22 protein-coding genes are annotated in these 19,635 nt (G+C 57.5%); 6 read left to right on the forward strand and 16 right to left on the reverse strand.

The features are described from left to right. Positions 1-145: 145 nt before the first annotated feature. The 5 genes from yejK to EAO82_RS05440 all read right to left on the reverse strand — a co-directional run bounded on the left by yejK (position 146) and on the right by EAO82_RS05440 (position 6,859). Entirely contained in the window at positions 146-1,153 is a 1,008-nt protein-coding gene (gene yejK, locus EAO82_RS05420; protein ID WP_096344724.1) for a nucleoid-associated protein YejK, read from the reverse strand. 77 nt (positions 1,154-1,230) lie between these two features. Then, positions 1,231-4,131, reverse strand: a complete 2,901-nt coding sequence (locus tag EAO82_RS05425) for a valine--tRNA ligase (RefSeq protein ID WP_096344725.1) — start codon at positions 4,129-4,131, stop codon at positions 1,231-1,233. A gap of 121 nt (positions 4,132-4,252) precedes the next feature. Further along, positions 4,253-4,855, reverse strand: coding sequence for a hypothetical protein (locus EAO82_RS05430; RefSeq protein WP_096344726.1), 603 nt, complete (start codon positions 4,853-4,855; stop codon positions 4,253-4,255). A 3-nt stretch (positions 4,856-4,858) separates the two neighbouring features. Then, positions 4,859-5,290: a DNA polymerase III subunit chi gene (locus EAO82_RS05435; RefSeq protein ID WP_096344727.1), complete on the reverse strand. Its 432-nt coding sequence runs from the start codon at positions 5,288-5,290 to the stop codon at positions 4,859-4,861. A gap of 75 nt (positions 5,291-5,365) precedes the next feature. Beyond that, a complete protein-coding gene (locus EAO82_RS05440) occupies positions 5,366-6,859 on the reverse strand; it encodes a leucyl aminopeptidase (protein ID WP_096345688.1) in 1,494 nt (497 codons plus the stop codon). 159 nt (positions 6,860-7,018) lie between these two features. On the opposite strand from EAO82_RS05440, the gene lptF reads away from it, so the two are divergent. Further along, positions 7,019-8,134, forward strand: a complete 1,116-nt coding sequence (lptF, locus tag EAO82_RS05445) for an LPS export ABC transporter permease LptF (protein ID WP_096345687.1) — start codon at positions 7,019-7,021, stop codon at positions 8,132-8,134. After that, a complete protein-coding gene (gene lptG, locus EAO82_RS05450) occupies positions 8,121-9,182 on the forward strand; it encodes an LPS export ABC transporter permease LptG (protein ID WP_096345686.1) in 1,062 nt (353 codons plus the stop codon). Before lptF ends, lptG begins: the two co-directional genes overlap by 14 nt. 16 nt (positions 9,183-9,198) lie before the next feature. On the opposite strand, the gene EAO82_RS05455 is transcribed toward lptG, so the two are convergent. The 6 genes from EAO82_RS05455 to folM all read right to left on the reverse strand — a co-directional run bounded on the left by EAO82_RS05455 (position 9,199) and on the right by folM (position 12,115). Then, on the reverse strand, positions 9,199-9,693 hold the full coding sequence (locus tag EAO82_RS05455) for an RDD family protein (RefSeq protein ID WP_096345685.1): 495 nt from the start codon (positions 9,691-9,693) through the stop codon (positions 9,199-9,201). A 28-nt stretch (positions 9,694-9,721) separates the two neighbouring features. Further along, positions 9,722-10,057, reverse strand: a complete 336-nt coding sequence (locus EAO82_RS05460) for a HopJ type III effector protein (RefSeq protein ID WP_174958719.1) — start codon at positions 10,055-10,057, stop codon at positions 9,722-9,724. Then, a complete protein-coding gene (locus EAO82_RS05465; protein ID WP_096345683.1) occupies positions 10,057-10,359 on the reverse strand; it encodes a DUF1244 domain-containing protein in 303 nt (100 codons plus the stop codon). Before EAO82_RS05465 ends, EAO82_RS05460 begins: the two co-directional genes overlap by 1 nt. A 78-nt stretch (positions 10,360-10,437) precedes the next feature. Then, positions 10,438-10,815 carry a dihydroneopterin triphosphate 2'-epimerase gene (folX, locus tag EAO82_RS05470; protein WP_096345691.1) on the reverse strand — a complete coding sequence of 126 codons (378 nt, stop codon included), beginning with the start codon at positions 10,813-10,815 and terminating at the stop codon, positions 10,438-10,440. 14 nt (positions 10,816-10,829) lie between these two features. Further along, positions 10,830-11,393, reverse strand: a complete 564-nt coding sequence (gene folE, locus EAO82_RS05475) for a GTP cyclohydrolase I FolE (protein WP_218838573.1) — start codon at positions 11,391-11,393, stop codon at positions 10,830-10,832. A gap of 20 nt (positions 11,394-11,413) precedes the next feature. Then, positions 11,414-12,115, reverse strand: coding sequence for a dihydromonapterin reductase (gene folM, locus EAO82_RS05480; RefSeq protein WP_096345681.1), 702 nt, complete (start codon positions 12,113-12,115; stop codon positions 11,414-11,416). A gap of 253 nt (positions 12,116-12,368) precedes the next feature. Between folM and EAO82_RS05485 the strand changes: the two genes are divergently transcribed. Then, positions 12,369-12,632, forward strand: coding sequence for a hypothetical protein (locus EAO82_RS05485; RefSeq protein WP_179298437.1), 264 nt, complete (start codon positions 12,369-12,371; stop codon positions 12,630-12,632). A gap of 9 nt (positions 12,633-12,641) precedes the next feature. On the opposite strand, the gene EAO82_RS05490 is transcribed toward EAO82_RS05485, so the two are convergent. Further along, positions 12,642-13,094 carry a thiol-disulfide oxidoreductase DCC family protein gene (locus EAO82_RS05490; RefSeq protein WP_096345679.1) on the reverse strand — a complete coding sequence of 151 codons (453 nt, stop codon included), beginning with the start codon at positions 13,092-13,094 and terminating at the stop codon, positions 12,642-12,644. 169 nt (positions 13,095-13,263) lie between these two features. Here EAO82_RS05490 and EAO82_RS05495 point away from each other — a divergent pair, with 169 nt between their 5' ends. Beyond that, positions 13,264-14,229 (forward strand): MerR family transcriptional regulator, encoded by a 966-nt coding sequence (locus EAO82_RS05495; RefSeq protein WP_174958722.1) that lies wholly within the window; start codon positions 13,264-13,266, stop codon positions 14,227-14,229. A 202-nt stretch (positions 14,230-14,431) separates the two neighbouring features. On the opposite strand, the gene EAO82_RS05500 is transcribed toward EAO82_RS05495, so the two are convergent. Beyond that, the gene (locus tag EAO82_RS05500; protein WP_096345677.1) at positions 14,432-14,878 is read right to left on the reverse strand and encodes a PAS domain-containing protein; all 447 of its coding nucleotides are present in this window, start codon (positions 14,876-14,878) and stop codon (positions 14,432-14,434) included. 121 nt (positions 14,879-14,999) lie between these two features. Here EAO82_RS05500 and EAO82_RS05505 point away from each other — a divergent pair, with 121 nt between their 5' ends. Further along, positions 15,000-15,458: a flavodoxin domain-containing protein gene (locus EAO82_RS05505; protein ID WP_096345676.1), complete on the forward strand. Its 459-nt coding sequence runs from the start codon at positions 15,000-15,002 to the stop codon at positions 15,456-15,458. 9 nt (positions 15,459-15,467) lie between these two features. On the opposite strand, the gene EAO82_RS05510 is transcribed toward EAO82_RS05505, so the two are convergent. After that, positions 15,468-16,223, reverse strand: coding sequence for a Crp/Fnr family transcriptional regulator (locus tag EAO82_RS05510; protein ID WP_143520280.1), 756 nt, complete (start codon positions 16,221-16,223; stop codon positions 15,468-15,470). A 120-nt stretch (positions 16,224-16,343) separates the two neighbouring features. Between EAO82_RS05510 and EAO82_RS05515 the strand changes: the two genes are divergently transcribed. Continuing rightward, positions 16,344-17,117, forward strand: a complete 774-nt coding sequence (locus tag EAO82_RS05515) for a class II aldolase/adducin family protein (protein WP_096345674.1) — start codon at positions 16,344-16,346, stop codon at positions 17,115-17,117. 12 nt (positions 17,118-17,129) lie between these two features. On the opposite strand, the gene yaaA is transcribed toward EAO82_RS05515, so the two are convergent. Together yaaA and EAO82_RS05525 are read right to left on the reverse strand one after the other, a co-directional pair. Continuing rightward, the gene (yaaA, locus tag EAO82_RS05520; protein WP_096345673.1) at positions 17,130-17,906 is read right to left on the reverse strand and encodes a peroxide stress protein YaaA; all 777 of its coding nucleotides are present in this window, start codon (positions 17,904-17,906) and stop codon (positions 17,130-17,132) included. Between the two features lie 205 nt (positions 17,907-18,111). Further along, positions 18,112-19,494, reverse strand: a complete 1,383-nt coding sequence (locus tag EAO82_RS05525; protein WP_096345672.1) for a PhoH family protein — start codon at positions 19,492-19,494, stop codon at positions 18,112-18,114. Positions 19,495-19,635: the final 141 nt, after the last annotated feature.

Consider the following 19,635-nt stretch of genomic DNA (forward strand, 5'->3'; position numbering starts at 1 on the left):
GCGGGGCGTTGAATCAAGCAGAAACAGTAAAAGAACCAAGTCAGGCAGATCATGAGAGCAGCAGACTAAAGCGCCTGCTCAGCTTTTGCATAACAAGCTGAGCAGGCAGGGGGAGGGTGGGGAGTGGCTGGAACGCGTCGGCGCTTTAACGTTTCTTTTTCTGCAACTGCTGCACCAGCCCCTTGGGCGGATGCTTGATCACCAGCGAATCGTCGGATTCGTCATATTCCACGCGTTCACCAAGCAGATGCGCTTCAAAGCTGATCGACAAACCATCAGCCTTGCCATAGAAACGCATGAAATTGTTCAGCGTGCGCTTGTCCGGCGGTATCTCCGGTGAAAGGCCGTAATCTTTATTGCGGATATAGTCGTAGAAAGCCCGGGGTTGTGCTTCATCCATCAGCCCGGACAGCTCTTCCAGTGCGACCTGCTCACCCTGGCGGGCCTGGCCGCTGACGTAGCTGCTCATCGCCTTGGTCTTGTCCTTGACCACTACCGGCTCCATGTCGGCTTCACCGACGTAGTCCTGAAAGGCCTGCAGCAGGGTGGTGGTTTCTTCCTCGGGATTGGCGCCCTCGACACAGCCGATAAAGTCGCGGAAGTAGTCCGAGACACGCTTGCCGCTTCGACCCCGGATAAAGGAAATGTACTGCTTGGAGCTGGCGTTCTGTTTCCACTCGGTCAGATTGATTCGGGCGGCCATATTCAATGCGGACAGGTCCAGGTGGCGAGCGGCAGCCACATCCAGGTTGTCAGTCACGGTGACGCCTTCGGTATGGTGCAGCAATGCAATCACCAGGAACGCGGTCATGCCCTGGCGGTAGCGGATAAACAGCACGTGCCCGCCCAGCGCCAGGTTGGATGCTTCCATCAGTGTTTTCAGCTGCTCACTGGCCTTGGCCGTGAAGTTGACGAAATCAAGTTCCTGATCGATCAGTTGCTGCAACCACCCGCTGAATGGGTAGGCGCCGCTCTCCTCATGAAAGTAACCCCAGGCCTTGTTCGGCTTGCTGTTGTAGGCTTCGATCAGCCCGGCCAGAAGTTGCTCCAGCGCCTCGGAATTGGCCAGTTCGGCTTCGCGCAGGGTCAGGCTGGCGGGCTGACCGTCAGGCTTCTTGTGAATCTGATGAACGATGCTGTTATCGATGGGCATGGTGTCTCTTCTGATCGGGTGTGCCGGGGCGCCTGGGCATGAAAAAGCGGCCGACGTACATGTCGGCCGCTGCGTGCCTACAGGCTGGCGATATGCGTGCGTTGTTCACTGAGCTGCACCAGCGCCTTCTCGGCGTCGCTGAGCTTGGCGCGTTCCTTGTCGATCACCGCCGGTGGGGCCTTGTCGACAAAGCCGGCGTTGGACAGCTTGCCGCCGATGCGTTTGACTTCTCCTTCCAGACGCACGATCTCCTTGTCCAGACGCGCCAGCTCGGCGGTCTTGTCGATCAGTCCGGCCATGGGTACCAGTACTTCCAGCTCGCCTACCAGCGCGGTAGCGGACAGCGGCGCCTCTTCACCTTCAGCCAATACACGGATGGAGGAGAGTTTGGCCAGCTTTTTCAGGAACGTATCGTTCTCGGTCAGACGGCGCTGGTCTTCACTGCCGGCCTTGCGCAGCAGCAGTTCCAGTTCCTTGCCTGGTGCCACGTTCATTTCGCCGCGGATGTTACGCACGCTAAGAATCAGCGCCTTGAGCCATTCGATATCGCCTTCGGCGGCGGCATCGATGCGCTCTTCATTGGCCACTGGCCAGGGTTGCAGCATGATCGTTGGGCCAGCTTTGCCGGCCATGGGCGCAATACGCTGCCAGATTTCTTCGGTGATAAAGGGCATGAAGGGGTGCGCCAGGCGCAGCGCCACTTCCAGTACCCGCACCAGCGTGCGGCGCGTGCCGCGCTGGCGCTCGGCCGGAGCGTTCTCGTCCCAGAGTACCGGTTTGGACAGCTCCAGATACCAGTCGCAGTACTGGTTCCAGATAAATTCGTAGAGTGCGGTGGCGGCCAGATCAAAGCGGAACTGGTCGAGCTGACGGGTGACTTCAGCTTCGGTGCGTTGCAGTTGCGAGATAATCCAGCGGTCGGCCAGGGTCAACTCAACCGGTTCGTCGTTGACGGTCGCTTCCGGCATCCTGCCTCCCCCGACACTCGCACTTCCCTGTGCAGCGCCACAATCCTTATCCTCGCACTGCATCATCACATAGCGCGCGGCGTTCCAGATCTTGTTGCAGAAGTTGCGGTAGCCCTCGACGCGGCCCATGTCGAACTTGATATCGCGGCCGGTTGAGGCCAGCGAGCAGTTGGTAAAGCGCAGTGCGTCGGTGCCGTAGGCGGCTATGCCGTCGGGGAATTCGGCGCGGGTCTGCTTCTCGATCTTGTCTGCCAGTTTGGGCTGCATCATGCCGCTGGTGCGCTTGCTGACCAGGGATTCCAGATCGATGCCGTCAATGATATCCAGCGGATCCAGAACGTTGCCCTTGGATTTGGACATCTTCTGGCCCTGGCCATCGCGCACCAGACCATGCACATATACCGTCTTGAACGGAATCTGCGCGGTGCCGTCGTCATGCTTCATCAGGTGCATGGTCAGCATGATCATCCGCGCGACCCAGAAGAAGATGATGTCGAAGCCGGTGACCAGCACATCGGTCGGGTGGAAGGTCTTCAGGGCGTCGGTCTGTTCGGGCCAGCCGAGGGTGGAGAAGGTCCACAGGCCGGAGCTGAACCAGGTATCCAGTACGTCTTCATCCTGGCGTAGCGGGGCATCGCCGAGATTATGTTTGGCGCGTACCTCGGCTTCATCGCGGCCGACGTAGACTTTGCCGGACTCGTCATACCAGGCCGGAATGCGGTGGCCCCACCAGAGCTGGCGCGAGATGCACCAGTCCTGAATGTCGCGCATCCAGGAGAAATACATGTTTTCGTACTGCTTGGGCACGAACTGGATGCGGCCATCTTCCACCGCAGCAATCGCCTGTTCGGCCAGCGGCTTGGTGGAGACATACCATTGATCGGTGAGCCAGGGCTCGATCACCACGCCGGAACGGTCGCCCTTGGGTACCTTGAGTGCGTGCGGCTCGATTTTTTCCAGCAGATCCGCAGCCTCCAGGTCGGCGACGATTCGCTTGCGCGCCTCGAACCGATCCAGGCCGGCATAGGCCTCCGGCAGGCTGGCGTCCAGGTCGGTATTGAGGCTGCCGCCGATATTGAAAATCTGCGCGCTGGCGAGAATCGCCGCATCTTTGTCGAGGATGTTGATCAGCGGCATTGCGTGACGCTTGCCGACTTCATAGTCATTGAAATCGTGGGCTGGGGTGATCTTTACACAGCCGGTACCAAACTCGGGATCGCAGTAATCGTCGCCGACAATCGGGATGCGGCGGCCAACCAGTGGCAAGTCGATAAACTTGCCAATCAGGGCCTGATAGCGCTCGTCATCGGGATTAACCGCAACAGCGGTATCGCCCAGCATGGTTTCCGGTCGCGTAGTGGCGACAATCAGATGATCCTTGCCGTCCGCGGTTTTCTCGCCATCGGCCAGCGGATAACGCAGGTGCCAGAGCGAGCCGGTCTCGTCATGGTTTTCCACTTCCAGATCGGAAATCGCCGTGTGCAAGGTCGGGTCCCAGTTAACCAGGCGCTTGCCGCGGTAGATCAGCCCATCATCATGCAAACGAACGAAGGCTTCCTTCACCGCGTTGGACAAACCCTCGTCCATGGTGAAGCGCTCGCGGCTCCAGTCTACCGAGCTGCCCAGCCGGCGGATCTGACGGGTGATATTGCCGCCGGACTCTTCCTTCCATTCCCAGACCTTGTCCAGAAACTTGTCACGGCCCAGATCATGCCGGCTCACACCCTGAGCGCCCAGCTGCCGCTCGACGACCATCTGCGTAGCAATGCCGGCGTGGTCGGTACCCGGCTGCCATAACGTATTGCGACCCTGCATGCGGCGGAAGCGAATCAACGCATCCATGATCGAGTTGTTGAAACCGTGGCCCATATGCAGGCTGCCAGTCACGTTCGGCGGCGGCAGGGCAATGGTGTAGGACTCGCCTGAGCCCTGGGGAGCGAAGTAGTTGTTCTGCTCCCAGGTCTGGTACCAGGAGGTTTCAATGGCGTTGGGCTGGTAAGTCTTGTCCATGGGTGTTCTGGGTGTCCGGATGTTGGGTGAGCGAGTGATTAGCCGCACTTGCAAGAGGGTGCGACTGTCGCGCAAACGAGCATTATAGCGGTCTGGGGCAGGTCAGGCCCAGTCTGATGCGTTATTTCATTTGTTCCTGAACCATCTGCTCAAGCTTTTCCCGCAGCCGGTTGCGCAGTTCGGCTTCTATGGTAGGAATCAGATCGTCGATCACGTCTTGCAGAATCAACTGCGCTTCGGCGTGCAGGCGAGCTTCCATGCGTAACTGCCGGGCACCGGCCTGGACGTCAGGCGGGGTGCCGAAATGCTTGGTCGAATAAACGGGTGGTGGGCTGACCAGGGTGCTGGTGTGCTGCATGCCGGGTTTGGGGGCTGGCGGGATATGGCCAGCCATCAGGCGATCCAGTTGCACCCGCTCTTCTGCGAGCCTGGCCAGTTGATCATAGGGTAAAAATGGATTGGGCTTGGGGCGTCCGGGTTGGTGCGCTGCTGCTTCGTCTTCGGCGGAGTGATGGTCAATCGGGGTAAGCGGCGCGGTCAGGTTCAGCCCTGGCGCATCGACAATCACGTCCTGCAGCAGCGGAATATCCAACTGATCGTCGGCGCTTGAGGAGTGTGCAGCCGCGCTCTGACTCTCGTCTTCCGGATGCTCGTCCAGCAGCGTACGGATGGACTCCAGATCCTTCAGGAGTCTTGAGGGTTCAGATGGGTCGCGCTGCGTCATGATTCATCCCGCTGTGCGTAACTGGTGGGTCTGCAGAGGATAGCCCCGTTCACGGTAGAAACGAAAGCGCTCACGTGCCGGAACGCGAACCGGGTCAAGTTCGATAACGATTTCAGCCAGGCGATTGAACTGGCTGAAAAACGCCGGACTCTCGTCAGCCAGGTTGATCAACAGATCGTGGTGGTCGCCGGCGTCATCGCCGCAGCCATAGACAACTTTGGCCTCAGGCTGTTCGGTGGCGCGGGCGTGGGGTAAAAAGGCATCGGCGCGAAAGCTCCAGAGCAATTCGTCCAGTGCCTGGGTCTGCTCCTCGTCGGTGCAGTGCAGATAGATTTGATGGCCCTTGTGCCAGGCTTTGTGCGCCAACCGGCAGGCGTATTCGAGTCGCTTTTGCGGTTCGCTGCTGGTCAACAGATAAAAGTCGATGCGGGTCATTGCGGTTCGCTGGATTAATGGAGCTGAGTCGCTGGCCGCGGGAAGCACCTACTGCTTCCCGCGGCCAGCTCTGGGTCAGGCTTTCACCTGGTTGAGCATATATTGAGTCAGCAGCGGTACCGGCCGGCCGGTGGCGCCTTTGTCCTTGCCGCCACTGGTCCAGGCGGTGCCTGCAATGTCCAGGTGCGCCCAGGGGTACGCCTTGGTAAAGCGCGAGAGGAAGCACGCCGCGGTAATGGTACCGGCCTTGGGGCCGCCGATATTGGCGATGTCGGCGAAGGGGCTGTCCAGCTGTTCCTGATATTCATCGAACAGCGGCAGTTGCCAGGCGCGGTCGTCGGCTTGTTGGCCGGCAGCCAGCAGTTGCTCGATCAGCGCGTCATTATTGCCCAGCAGGCCGGTGGTGTGGGCGCCAAGGGCTACCACACAGGCACCGGTCAGGGTGGCGATATCGACCACGCTGGCAGGCTTGAAGCGCTCGGCGTAGGTCAGGGCGTCGCACAATACCAGGCGTCCTTCGGCGTCAGTATTCAATACTTCAATCGTCTGACCAGACATGCTGGTGACAATATCCCCAGGCTTGGTCGCGGTGCCGCTGGGCATGTTCTCGGCAGCGACAACCAGGCACACCAGGTTGATCGGCAACTGCATGCTGACCACCGCCTTGACCACGCCGAATACGCTAGCAGCGCCACACATGTCGTATTTCATTTCGTCCATGGCAGCTGCGGGCTTGAGGCTGATGCCGCCGGTGTCAAAGGTAATGCCTTTGCCGACCAGCATGTGTGGCTTGTCTTTGGCCTTGCCACCCTGGTAGCTGAAGCGAATCAGCTTGGCGGGTTCGGCGCTACCGGCGCTTACCGAGAGCAGTGAACCCATGCCCAGGGCTTTCATGTCTTTCTCTTCGAGTACTTCAATCTCCAGCTCTTTATGCTGTTTACCCAGTGCTTTGGCTTCCTTGGCCAGATAGGTCGGCGTACAGATGTTACCTGGCAGGTTGCCCAGCGTGCGGGTCAGATCGGTACCGTCGCTGATCGCCTGACCGTGGCGTATAGCCAAGTTAAGTGCAGCTGCATCAGCTTTGTCATCCGACCACAGCAGGCATTTTTTCAGCCGTGAGGGCGTCGCTTTCTGGCTCTTGAACTGATCGAACTGATAAAGGCTTTCGCGCAGGGTTTCCACCAGTAGGCGGGTGCGCGCGTATATATCGCGGCCTTTTACTGCCAGTGCAGGTAGGGTCAGCAGCGCATCGGTGGCACCGCCTTCTTTGAGGGTGGCGGCAATTTTCTGCACCAGTTTGCGCAATGCGCGATCACCCAGCTCTTCATCTTTGCCGCGACCAATCACCAGTACGCGTTGCGCGGTGATGCCCGGCAGGCCGAACAGCATCAGGGTCTGGCCGGCCTTGCCGCTGATGTCGCCGTGCTTGATGGCAGCGCTGATCTGACCGTTGCAGGCGTCGTCCAGGGCCTTGACCGGACCGGCAAGGGTCTTCGCTTCGCTGAGGGTGACAACCAGACAGCCCGTCTTGATCGTTTCCAGTGTACCGTGCTTGACGTTGAACTCCATGGTGCTCCCCGAGACAAATGATGTGGTTTGACTGATAATACCCGCCCAGAACAAGCCTTATGCAGGGACTACCTTGCAGGACTTGAGGGGGCGCTTGCAACCAGCCGCGCTCTACCTGCATTCTGGCTTATTCCCGTGCCTTGAGCCAAGGAAGTTATCGTGATTGTGTTTCGTTATCTAAGCCGCGAGGTGTTGTTGACCCTGACTGCGGTCAGTGGCGTGCTGCTACTGATCATTATGAGCGGCCGCTTTATCAAGTACCTGGCCCAGGCTGCCGCCGGGCAATTGGACCCGAGCGTGCTGTTTCTGATCATGGGTTATCGTCTGCCCGGCTTTATGGTGCTGATTCTGCCGCTGGGCATGTTCCTGGGGATTCTGCTGGCTTACGGGCGCATGTATCTGGATAGCGAGATGACCGTGTTGTCGGTAACCGGCATCAGTGATCGCAAAATTATTGGCTACACCCAGGGCTCGGCACTGGCGGTAGCGCTGGTAGTTGGCTTTCTGAGTTTGTGGGTGGCGCCTTCAGGCGTGTTTAAAACGCAGCAACTGTTCAATGAGCAGGACGCGATGACCGAGTTTGACACTCTGGCCGCTGGGCGCTTTCAGTCATTGGGTAACGGGCAGCGGGTGACCTATGCCGGTGGGTTGTCAGCTGATCGGACGCAATTGCAGGAAGTATTCATCACCGAGCGTGCCGGTGATGTCGAGGAAGGGCGGGTTGGTGTGCTGGTAGCTGAAACCGGGCGCCAGCAGATGAATCCTGATGGCAGCCGCTACCTGATGCTTTATAACGGCTTTCGCTATGATGGCAAACCCGGCGCTGCGGATTTTCGCGCTATCCAGTACGACACCTATGGCGTGCTGTTGCCGCGCCCTGAAGTTGCTACCGAGGTCACCGACCGCGAAGCGATTCCCACCCTCGAGCTGTTCGGCCAGGCAGACATCCGCCTGCAGTCCGAACTGCAATGGCGCTTTTCACTACCGATTCTAGTCTTTGTTGTGGCCTTTTTTGCCGTGCCATTGGCGCGAGTCAACCCTCGCCAGGGACGCTTCCTCAAGCTGTTGCCGGCGGTCATGCTGTACATGGCCTACCTGGCTTTGCTGATCAGCGCTCGCAGCTGGATGGAGTCGGGCGCAGTGCCCGCCGCATTGGGCTTGTGGTGGGTACACCTGGTGTTTATCGGCGTTGGTCTGGCGCTTAATCGGGAGGCGCTGATGGCGCCGTCTTCGGCCGGGCCGGGCAAGGGAGGGCATCAGCATGCGCAAGCTTGATCGCTACATCGGCAGCACCGTACTGCTGAACATCGTGGTGGTGGCGATGATCATTCTAGGCCTGGATCTGTTGTTCGCCTTTATTGGTGAGCTGGACGATGTTGAGGGTAATTACAGCGCAATGGATGCGCTGACCTATACGCTATTTACCCTGCCCCGGCGCCTCTATGACATGTTGCCACTGGCGGCGCTGGTTGGTTGTCTTATCGGTCTGGGGACGCTGGCGAGCAACTCTGAATTGACCATCATGCGCGCAGCGGGCGTCTCCATTGCGCGCATTATTGGTGCGGTCATGAAGCCCTTGTTGGTGGTGATGCTCGCCGGGATTCTGCTTGGAGAATATGCTGCTCCGTACAGCGAAAATCTGGCAGAAAATCGCCGGGCTATCGCCCAGGGCAGTGATGGGGCATTCCAGTCGCGCGGGCTCTGGCACCGTGAAGGTGATGACTTTTTGCATATCAATGCAGTGCAGCCCGACGGTGAACTGGTGGGGGTGACGCGCTATCGCTTTGGCGAGGAGCGGCGCCTGTTGGAGGCCAGCTTTGCCAGCCGTGCCACAGTGCAAAGTGATCACTGGCTAATGCAGGACGTCGAGGCCACACGCTTTCAGGAGAACGGCAACAGTGAAGTATCGGTCAGTGCAGAAGAGCGCTGGGATGTGTTGCTCTCGGCCGAGCTGTTGCGGGTGGTGATGCTTGAGCCGGATGTGCTGTCATTGGCGGCTATCTGGCAGTATCAGGGGTATCTGGCCGAGCAGGGCTTGAATAACAGTCAGTACTGGCTGGCGTTCTGGAAAAAACTGCTCCAGCCGCTGGCTACCCTGGCGCTGGTGTTTGTGGCCATTTCCTTCGTCTTCGGCCCCTTGCGTTCGGTCACGCTGGGGCAGCGCATTTTTACCGGGGTGCTGGTTGGCTTCAGCTTCCAGATCTTGCAGGACCTGCTTGGGCCTTCAAGTCTGGTGTTCGGTTTTTCGCCGCTGATTGCGGTGTTGCTACCGATCGGGCTGCTGCTGGTGATGGGCGCCTGGCTGATGAAGCGGGCAGGGTAGAAACCTTCCGCGCCGGTTATTTTTTGTAGGTGCCCTTTGGCAAGGTAACCAGGCGCGTGCCAGAGGCTATGTCCTGCCAGGTGCGCGATTGTTTGTCCCAGAGCATCCACAGCAGACCCAGGCCGCCGCATAACCAGGCAGGCTGCGCGACCAGGAAACGAATGACCCCCTGCTTGCGGGTAATGGCATCGCCGTTGGGTTGTTCTAGCCGTATCCGCCATACCTGCATACCCAGCGTCTGCCCCTTGAGCGTCCAGAAGCTGAGATAAAACAACAGGCTGACGCCGATCAACAGCAGCCGCAGCAGGATGTCGCCATCCAGCATACCGCTGTCGGCCTGTTGCTGGACCTGCTCCGCGCCGCTGATGAGTATGCGTACACCCAGATAAGCAAAGGCGGTGACCATCCAGATGGCGATCAGCAGAAACAGGTCGTAGCCTATCGCGGCCAGACGCCGGATCAGGCCCGTGGCGGGGAAGTCGCCGACAGGTTGCAGTTGCTTGGCCTGCATGATTGCTCCAGAAAGCAGCTGTTGCCGCTTAACGCCGAGTAAGGGGGAATGTGGCAAAGCTGACGCCGGCCTGGCCGTGTTGCATCAGGGCGCGAATATTAGCGTGATCTTCACCATCTGGCGTGTTTAATACGGCCTGATAATGCTCGGCAAAGCACTGAAGTGCCTGTTGGTCGCTGAGTTGCTGATCTTTGGCCATGGCCAGAACCTTGCAGGAGCCCTGGTTTTGCTCGGCATCGTTGTGGACCGGGCCGTTGGTAAAAGCACTAGGTTGGTAGTGGTAATGCTCGGCTATAAACGCCAGCGTATCGGCGAAGCGGTACTCATCTGTGCCCAGTCGAGCCCTCAGTTGGTCGGCGGTCATCACTTCTCTGCTTTGCTTTGGGCTTGGTCGAGCGCAGCCTGTTGCTCAGGGCTGGCTTGCTTCTGGTACTTGGACTTCCACTCGGCGTAGGGCATGCCATAAATCTCTTCGCGTGCCTGGTCCAGCGACAGCTCTATATCCATGTCGTCGGCGGCGCTCTTGTACCATTTGGCCAGGCAGTTGCGGCAGAAGCCGGCTAGGGTCATCAGGTCGATGTTCTGCACATCCTTTCGGCTGCTCAGATGCCCGAGCAGAGTACGAAAGGCCGCCGCTTCAAGTTCAATGCGCTCTTGCTTGGTCATAATCAGCTCCGCTTGGTAGGGGACGTGTTCGCAGGGATGATACTGGGCCGTCGGCGCAGCGGCAATCTCGGGCTGTTATCAAGCTTCGCGGCTGTTGCTGAGTGTGACCGATACCGATTCGGCAAAGCGCAATGCATGCGGCTTGTCGACCTCGACCTCGGCATAACGCACTTGTGGATAGCTCATGACGAGATCGAGCAATTCCTGAGTCAAGCGCTCCAGCAGAGCAAAGCGGTTGTTTTCAACGTGGTTGATAATGGCTTTGGTAATGGTCCGGTAATTCAGCGCCTGTTCAATCTGGTTGCCCGCCACCGCATCACTGGCCGGATAGAGAATGCTCAGGTTTATTAGCACATCCTGCTTATTGCGGACTTCGTCGTCATTGATACCGATAAAGGTGCGCAGCATCAGATTCTTGACCCTGATGCGCGCCATACCGGGGGTCAATTGCGGCATCGGTTGCGACATTGTCAGCTACTCCGGGCGATCAGCTGGAGGAATTCCTGGCGGGTATTTACCGAATCGCGAAAGGCGCCGAGCATCACTGAACTGTGCATTGAGGAATTCTGTTTCTCCACACCGCGCATCATCATGCACATGTGCTTGGCCTCAATCACCACGGCGACACCCTTGGCATTGGTGACTGATAACAACGCATCAGCAATTTGTCGGGTCAGGTTTTCCTGAATCTGCAGGCGCCGGGCAAACATGTCGACAATCCGCGCGACCTTGGACAGGCCAATGACTTTGCCGGTAGGAATATAAGCCACATGCGCCTTGCCGATGAACGGCAGCAGGTGGTGCTCGCACAGGGAGTAAAGTTCTATGTCCTTGACGATCACCATCTCGTCATTGGTGGAGTCGAACAGGGCGCCGTTGACGATCTCTTCCAGCGACTGATCATAACCACGGCAGAGAAACTGCATGGCTTTGGCGGCCCGCAGAGGGGTACCTTTCAGACCCTCACGCTGTGGATTTTCACCCAGATTGGTCAGGATCTCTTGGTAGTTCTGGGTCAGGTTCTCTAGGCTCATCTCTGGAGTCTCGTCGTGTGTCATTTCAAATGCCTGCCGCCATTGAGGCTCAGGCTGGTTCCGGTTACGTAGTTATTGTCCAACAGGTAGCGTATCGACTGATACACGACCTCCGGGCCGGGCTCGATACCCAGCGCCGATTTCTCCAGTGCCCGCGTGCGGTAAGCCTGGTCATCCTCAGGGTTGAACATGATCAGGGCGGGGGCGATGGCGTTGACTTTCACCTTGGGTGCCAGCCGCTTGGCAAACGACAGGGTGAGATTTTCCAATCCAGCCTTGCTCGCGCAATAGGCCGCATGCCGGCTACTTCCCCGTTGAGCGGCATAGTCAGTCAGATGGATAATGTCCGTCTGACAGTCGGGGTCAAGTAACTCGGCACTGGCATTGTTGATCATCATCGGTGCCTGCATATGCAGCATGAACATGGTCTGGAACGCGTCAACGCCCGCGTCGTCGTCCAGCCATAGCGAGGCGTTGTGGATGATTGCGCGTAGCCGCGGTGCCCGGCTTTTCAGGGTCGCGATAAACGCTTCAATCCCTGGCAGCGTGGAGAAATCCGCAATCATGACTTCGATCCCCTCTAGCGGAGAGGTCAGCCATTCCTCACGCTGGTAACGACAGGTAATGATCACATGATAGCCAGCCTCGACCAGGCGCTGCGCGCAGTGCAGCCCCACGCGCTGCGCTGCTCCGGTGATCAATATGCTTTGCTGCTCATTCATGGGTGTCTCGATATCCTCGGATAGAACCTGGCAGTCCCGAGCCGGGGGTACAGCGACAACGGCTCAGGGTTGCCAGATTCTGGAAAAAACTTATACCAACGCCTAAAGATGTACAACTACGTGCAGATATTTAGCTACAAATGGACTGTATCTGCACTATCATCCATTAAAAGAGGCGTTAATTTGCGTATAACGCAGCATATTTGTACAAGTATTCCTAACCTGGGCTTTTTTACAATGCAGGACAATACACATGATACAGGGCAAAGAACTCAGGCAAACTCGGCGGGCGAACCCGACAATGACGGTGAATATTATCACGCATAGCGCTCTGGGGCGGTATGCGCTGCAGCTACACGCAGAGGGCTTGGGTCAGCAACTGCTGACAGACCATCGGGGCAGGCCGCGCTACTGGTCCGAGCTGGGCCAGATGCGCCGAGATCTGCGTGGATGGGGTTTGGCTGAGGTTCCGCTGAAGGTGATCGTGGCGCAGGATGAGGTCATCGGGCGACGCTAGTGGTGCCAATCAATCGGATTTCGTGGTCCGTACGCCGTTTTGCGGGCGGCACTGGCCAGTCGCGCAATTACTTACCGCCGGCATGGGAATGATTTTCGCCAGGAGTGGCCGCATGGCGCAGAAGCGCCTGTAACCCCATTGCCATAACGGGCGCGCCCAGCGCCATGCCAGCGGCTTGACCAGCCAGCCGAGGCCGACGGCACGGTAGCTCCAATAGGTCGCGTCGATGCCCGTGACTATCAACCCATCATCAAAACGCGCATGCAGACAATCAAGCATCTGCTCGCGCGTCAGGCCCGGCAGCGGGGCGGTGTCGTCTGTGGCGATGTCCCGCAGCTGCAGTCGACCTTGGTGGTTACGTCTCTGGAACAACTGTATTTCGCGCAGACACAGCGGGCACTGGCCGTCGTAATACAGCGTGAGAGGCCAGCATGCGAAGGAGGGCGGAGCTTTAGATGTCATGGCACAACCTGTGGCGCGCTGATGATTAGGTGTATTGGGCAATCGATGTACAGGCTTTTGCTAATGCCTAACTTCTGTACAATGGGAGCTAATCTAGCGGTCGTACACAGCATCCCACAACCGTTCCAGCACAGAACATGGACTTTCACTGTAAGTAGATATGACCACCATGACATTACCGCCAGCTTCTTCAGCACCGCCTCTGGATCTGAGTAACGAAGACCTCTATCCGATCCGTGAGGTCTCTCGGCTTACCGGCGTCAATTCGGTGACCTTGAGAGCCTGGGAGCGGCGCTATGGTCTGTTGGTGCCGCACCGCACTCCAAGCGGCCACCGGCTTTATTCCATGGCCGATATCGAGCGCGTGCGTTCGGTCATGTCATGGATTGATCGCGGCGTCGCAGTCAGCAAAGTGGCCTCCATTATCGACAGGCAGGTCAAGCCTGCTGCCGTCTCAGAGCCTGTGATTGAAGTGGGCGTTGCTGCGGCCCAAGTCGCCGCAGCGGATCTGCAGAGCTGGCAAACACGCTTGATCGAAGCAGTGAATGCCTTCGATCTGCGCGGCCTGGATCTGATCTACGGTCAGGTACAGGGCGATTTCCCCATGTCGGTGATGTTCGACGACGTTCTGCTGCCGGTATGGAGGCGCTTTCTCGACAGTGGCGAAGGGTCTGGGTTATCCGGGCAGTGGGCGTTTCTGGATGCCTACTTGCGTGGCCGGCTATTCCAGCGCTTGAGTTATCGTCGCTCAGGCTACTCGTGCGTAATGCTTGCTGGGTTGCCGGGGCCGCAAAAGGAACTGGAGATGCTGGTGGCCGCGGCTTTTATTGCCGCGGCCGAGGTCGATGTGGTTTACCTTCCTGCAGTACCGTCGATCTCTGAACTCACTGATATGGCGCAGCGCTGCGGTTGTGACGCGATCGCCCTGTATGGTGGCCGCACGATCGAAGACGATCTGCTCAAGAGCCTCAGGCGGATGGAGCAAGCGCTGGAGTGTCCGGTTGCGGTGGTCGGGGCGCTCTGTGAGGTGCAACCTGCAGAGCTACTGAGGGCGGGTATGGTGTTGTTGGGTGAGCCTGCAGAAGGTCTGAGTGCGAAAATGCGTCTGTTGCTGGCTGGTCGGCTGGAAGAATAAAAAATGCTTCTCGGTTTCTCGCACTCAAGTTATACGCTTTTACAAATACCCAGCGCTGCCGGCGCACTTTCCTGTACAAGTCTTATTTTTTAGGATAATTTTTGTATAAGTAAATGCGAGGGGCTTGGAGCATAGAGCCTCGCTGCAACTGCGCACTCCGGTAGTCGTCTTCCCCTTTGGGCTACCGGGGTTTTTTATTTGCTCAGTCTTTCGAATCCTGCAATTGCGCTTTAAGGCGGCTGATCTCGGCCTGCAGCTCTTCGACCTTCTGTTGCGCCTCAACCTGTTCGGTCACGTCTTTCTGTATACCGATGTAATACGTCAACTGGTCGGCTTCATTGAAAACCGGAGTAATGGATAGCTCGTTCCAGAACAGGCTGCCGTCCTTGCGGTAGTTGCGTATTACCTGGCGGCAGGGCACGCCGTCTTTCACCGCCTTGCGGATGGCGTCCAGGCCAGGTTGATCGCGGTCATCCTTTTGCAGAAAACGGCAATCCTGGTACAGGATGTCGTCGGTTTTGTAACCGGTCAGCGCCTCAAACGCTTTATTCACGTAAATGAGGATATTGTCGTCGCCTTCCTGTTCGGCGACACAAATGCCGTCATTCGACGCGTTGACCACAAGCTGCAGCAGTTTGGCATTGATCATTGCAACAATATTCTCCTGATATTTGACCTCATTCTATAGCATCAACCTGCGCTGTCTACCGCCTCCGGGCGCAAGAGTGGGGCATAATGGCTGCCTTTCAAAGCAGTTGGGGAGTCAGCGCATGCAGGTAGCAATACTCAGTGGTTCGGTTTTCGGTACAGCCGATATGGTCGCAGATGAGGCGGCGAGTGTGTGCTCAGGCGCCGGGTTGGACGTGGTAAGAGTCAAGCCGGCTAACGTGGACGCCATGTTGGCAGCGCAGCCAGAGAGTTTGCTGGTGTGTACGTCGACTACCGGCATGGGTGAATTGCCTGACAGTTTTATGCCGTTCTATCTGGAATTGCAGAGCCGTTTCCCGTTGCTGACCAAGATCCCATTCGGCGTGATCGCGTTGGGTGATTCCGCCTATGGCGACACCTTTTGCCAGGGTGGTGAGTTGATGCGTGAGCTGTTACTCGAGTTGCAGGCTGAGGAAGTTTTGCCCATGCTGCGCCTGGATGCCAGCGAAAGCGTCACCCCGGAAGTGGACGCGCAGCCTTGGCTGGAGCAATGGGTCAACACGCTCGCACAGCGCGCTTGATCGGCAGCCTTACACCTCGAGAGTGGTTTCCCCCGTGGCCAGCCGCGTCAGTGCAGGTTCGTCGAGTATTACAATCTGCCCATAGCGGATCTTCAACCAGCCCGCGGTTTCGAGTCGCTTGAGCAATTTGTTGATGCTTTGCCGCGAGCTGTTGAGCATCAGGCCGAGCGATTCTTGCGATAGCTGTACAGAAGGGCGGCCGCCTTCATCGTCGGTCTGGCCATAATTGTGCGCGTGCATCAGCAAGCGTTTGGCCAGACGCGATGGCAGTGGCAGCAGGGCGCTGTCTTCGAGCATGGCAAAGGAGATGCGAATGCGCCGACACAGCAAACGCATGAACAGAGGGTAGAGTTCTGGCCGTCGATCCAGCATCTGCTGAAAACCTTTGCGCGGGATCAGCAGCAATTCAGTGGGGCCGCTGGCATGCGTGTCATGCGAGCGTGGCAGCCCGTCGAATAGAGAGATCTCGCCAAACCAGCTGCCAGGGCTCAATACAGCCAACACCGCTTCACGGCCATCCGGGCCGATATTGCTGATACGCGCGGCGCCGCTGATGACGCCATACAAGCCGTCGGGCTCATCATCCTTGGCATAGACGCACTCGCCATCGTCCAACTGACGGATTCTTGCCAGCGCGAGCATTTCTTCCAGGCAGTATTCCGGGAGCTCATTGAACCAGCGATTGTTCTGCAGCAGCTTGGATAGTTTGCCGTCATCCACTGATGCGGCGACTGTAACCTGCTTGACAGTCCGCTTTGCTGTCACCGTCTAGACTCTCTCTTATATTGAACGTCCCATAGTATGCCGCAACTGGCTAGGGATGTGACAAGCATTGGGCGCCTGGTGCAGCTCCCATATTTTATCTCATACAAGAGGACAAAGCCGATGAACGCATTTCAGTCGTTGCCAGTGGTTAATCTGCAGGATCAAGTCAGCGCTGAAGAGTGGCAGACACGAGTTGATCTGGCCGCCTGCTATCGTTTGATTGCGATGTACGGCTGGGATGACGTGGTCTTCACCCACGTATCAGCCAAAATCCCTGGCACCGAACATTTTCTGATCAACCCTTACGGTTTGATGTTCGAGGAGATGACTGCGTCCAATCTGGTCAAGATCGATCTGCAGGGTAACAAGCTGTCGGATACGCCCTACGATATCAATCCAGCCGGTTTCACCATTCACAGCGCCGTGCACGAAGTCCGTCATGATGCCGGCTGTGTGCTGCATACGCATACCGCGGATGGTGTCGGTGTTTCTGCGCAGAAAAATGGCATTCTGCCGATTTCCCAGCAATCGATTTTCGTATTGAGCAGCCTGGCCTATCACGATTACGAAGGTGTGGCGCTGAATGATGAAGAAAAGGCACGGCTGCAGGCAGACCTAGGCAACGCAAATAATATGGTTCTGCGAAATCACGGCCTGATGACCTGTGGCAAGTCAGTCGCCGAAGCCTTTCTGACCATGTACACGTTGCAACGTTGCTGTGAGATTCAGGTCAGTGCCCAGGCTGGCGGCGGTGACCTGATTCCGATCCCGCAGCAGATCCTTGATGGCGCCCGCGAGAGCATGCGCAAGGTCACCAAGGGTGCTGGCGCCAATCTGGCCTGGCCGGCGTTGCTGCGCAAGTTGCAGCGCGTCAACCCCGGCTTCGATCAGTGAAAGCCTAACGGCTTAGTTGCTCTCCTCGCGCAAGAACACCAGCTTGTCATCTGATGAGCTGGCTGCATCAAAGCGGTAGCCGTCCAGGTCGAAGTTTTTCAACTGTTCGGGATCGGTAATGCGTTCCTTGATCACGTAGCGCGCCATCAGGCCGCGGGCCTTCTTGGCGTAGAAGCTGATGATCTTGTACTGGCCGTTTTTCTGATCCTTGAATACGGTATCGATCACTCGCGCCTTCAATGCCTTGGGTTTTACCGCGCCAAAGTACTCCTGAGAAGCCAGATTCAACAGGACATCGTCGCCCTGTTTCTTCAGGTCCTTGTTCAGCCACTCGCTGATGTGTTCGCCCCAGAAACTGTACAGATCCTTGCCGCGCGGGTTGGCCAATTTGGTACCCATTTCCAGGCGGTAGGGCTGCATCATGTCCAGCGGACGCAGCAGGCCGTATAAGCCTGACAACATGCGCAGATGCTGCTGGGCAAAGGCAAAGTCTTCCTCGGTAAAATCTTCCGCCGCCAATCCGGTATACACGTCACCCTTGAAGGCGAGTAACGCCTGCTTGCTGTTGGCCTTGGTAAATCGGCCGCTCCAGCTGCCATAGCGGGCCACGTTCAAGCTGGCCAGCTTGTCGGACAGCGACATCAGCTCGGCGATATCCTGCGGCGACTTTTCCTGGAGAATGTCGATCAGCTCGCGGCTGTGTTCGAGAAAACGCGGCTTGGTATGGGTGCTGGTGACCGGGGGTGTTTCGTAATCAAGGGTTTTGGCGGGCGAGATAACCAACAGCATAAAAAACCTCCGTATATGACTGGAGGCTATTATGCCGGATTGCCCTTAGCTGTGCTCTGCATTGGCTTGATAGGCGTTGGTAATAGCGGCAAGCGGCAAGCCCCAAGCTACAAGAGGAAAAAATAAAGCCCCTGGTTTTCCTGGTCACTGAAGTTTGACGCAGGAACGCCAGGGGACACTATCTTTGGCTTGCAGCTTGCAGCTCCTAAAGGTGCGTTTCTGCGTATTCCGCCAGTATCGAGCGGGGTACGCCCTGCAGGTGGATATGTACGCCGTGGGGGAAGTCCTTGAAGCATTCGGTCAGGTAGGTCAGGCCTGAACTGGTGGCATTCAGGTAGGGGGTATCGATCTGCGCCAGGTTGCCCAGGCAGACCACTTTCGAGCCGCTACCGGCACGGGTGATGATCGTCTTGATCTGGTGCGGGGTCAGGTTCTGGCTCTCGTCGATCAGGATAAAACTCTGCTGGAAGCTGCGCCCGCGGATGTAGTTGAGCGACTTGAACTGCAAGGGAACGCGGTCGAGTATGTAGTCCACGCTGCCGTGGGTACACTCGTCATCCATATGCAGAGCTTCGAGGTTATCAGTTATAGCGCCGAGCCAGGGCTCCATCTTTTCCGCTTCGGTACCGGGCAGAAAGCCTATATCTTCATCCAGCCCCTGCGTACTGCGGGTGGCGATGATACGTCGGTAGGTCTTGCTGACCATGGTCTGTTCGATGGCCGCTGCCAGCGCCAGAATGGTTTTACCGGATCCGGCCGCGCCGGTCAGGTTGACCAGATGAATGTCTGGATCGAGCAGGGCATACATGGCCAGCGCCTGAAATACGTCCCTTGGCCGTAAGCCCCAGGCCTCCTGATGCATCAGCTGCTCCTGATGCAAATCGCGCAGGCTCATATGGTCGCCCTGAATCGATTTCACCCAGCCGATAAAGCCCTGATCATCGATGATGAAATCGTTGATATGCAAGGCTGGCACGTTGTCGATCAACTGCACGTCGTGCACGGTCTTGCCCAGGCGTTGATGGGTTTCCACGCGCTTGACGCGGTCCCAGAAGGATCCTTCAACCTGATGGTATCCGCGGGCTAACAGAGAGATATCATCGAGTAGCTGATCGGTTTGATAGTCCTCGGCATCGATGCCGCAGGCGCGCGCCTTCAGGCGCATGTTGATATCTTTGGATACCAGCACCACGCGAGAATCGGGATGTTTGTGCTGCAATTGGCAGAGCTGGTTGATGATCTTGTTGTCGTTCAGATCGTTGGGCAGGCAGTGTGCCGGAATCGGTGTCTTGTCCATCAGAATGGCCAGAGTGCCATTCGGACCCAGCTTGCCTCGCTGGATCGGCACGCCTTTTTCTACCTGGTCAGGGGGAGCATCGGCGAGGGTCTTGTCTATCAATCTGATGGCCTGGCGACAATCAGCGGCAGTGCTGGCTTTACCTGATTTGAGTTTGTCGAGTTCTTCCAGAACGGTCATCGGGATGATGACGTGGTGTTCTTCAAAGTTCAGCAGAGCGTTGGGATCGTGGATGAGGACGTTGGTGTCGAGAACATAGAAGGTATGTCGTGTCGGTCCGCACGCTTCCATATGCAATTACCTCGCAAGTGCCATTTTACGAGACTGTATCAGGCGCTTGAGCTGCGCCTGGCAGTCCGCGGGCCGACTCGATAGGCCATCAGGTATCAGAGGATCACCTTGAGGATTCGGTCGGTTGACCGATATATAGCG

It is taken from the genome of Halopseudomonas pelagia (assembly GCF_009497895.1).
Classification (GTDB): Bacteria; Pseudomonadota; Gammaproteobacteria; order Pseudomonadales; family Pseudomonadaceae; genus Halopseudomonas; species Halopseudomonas pelagia_A.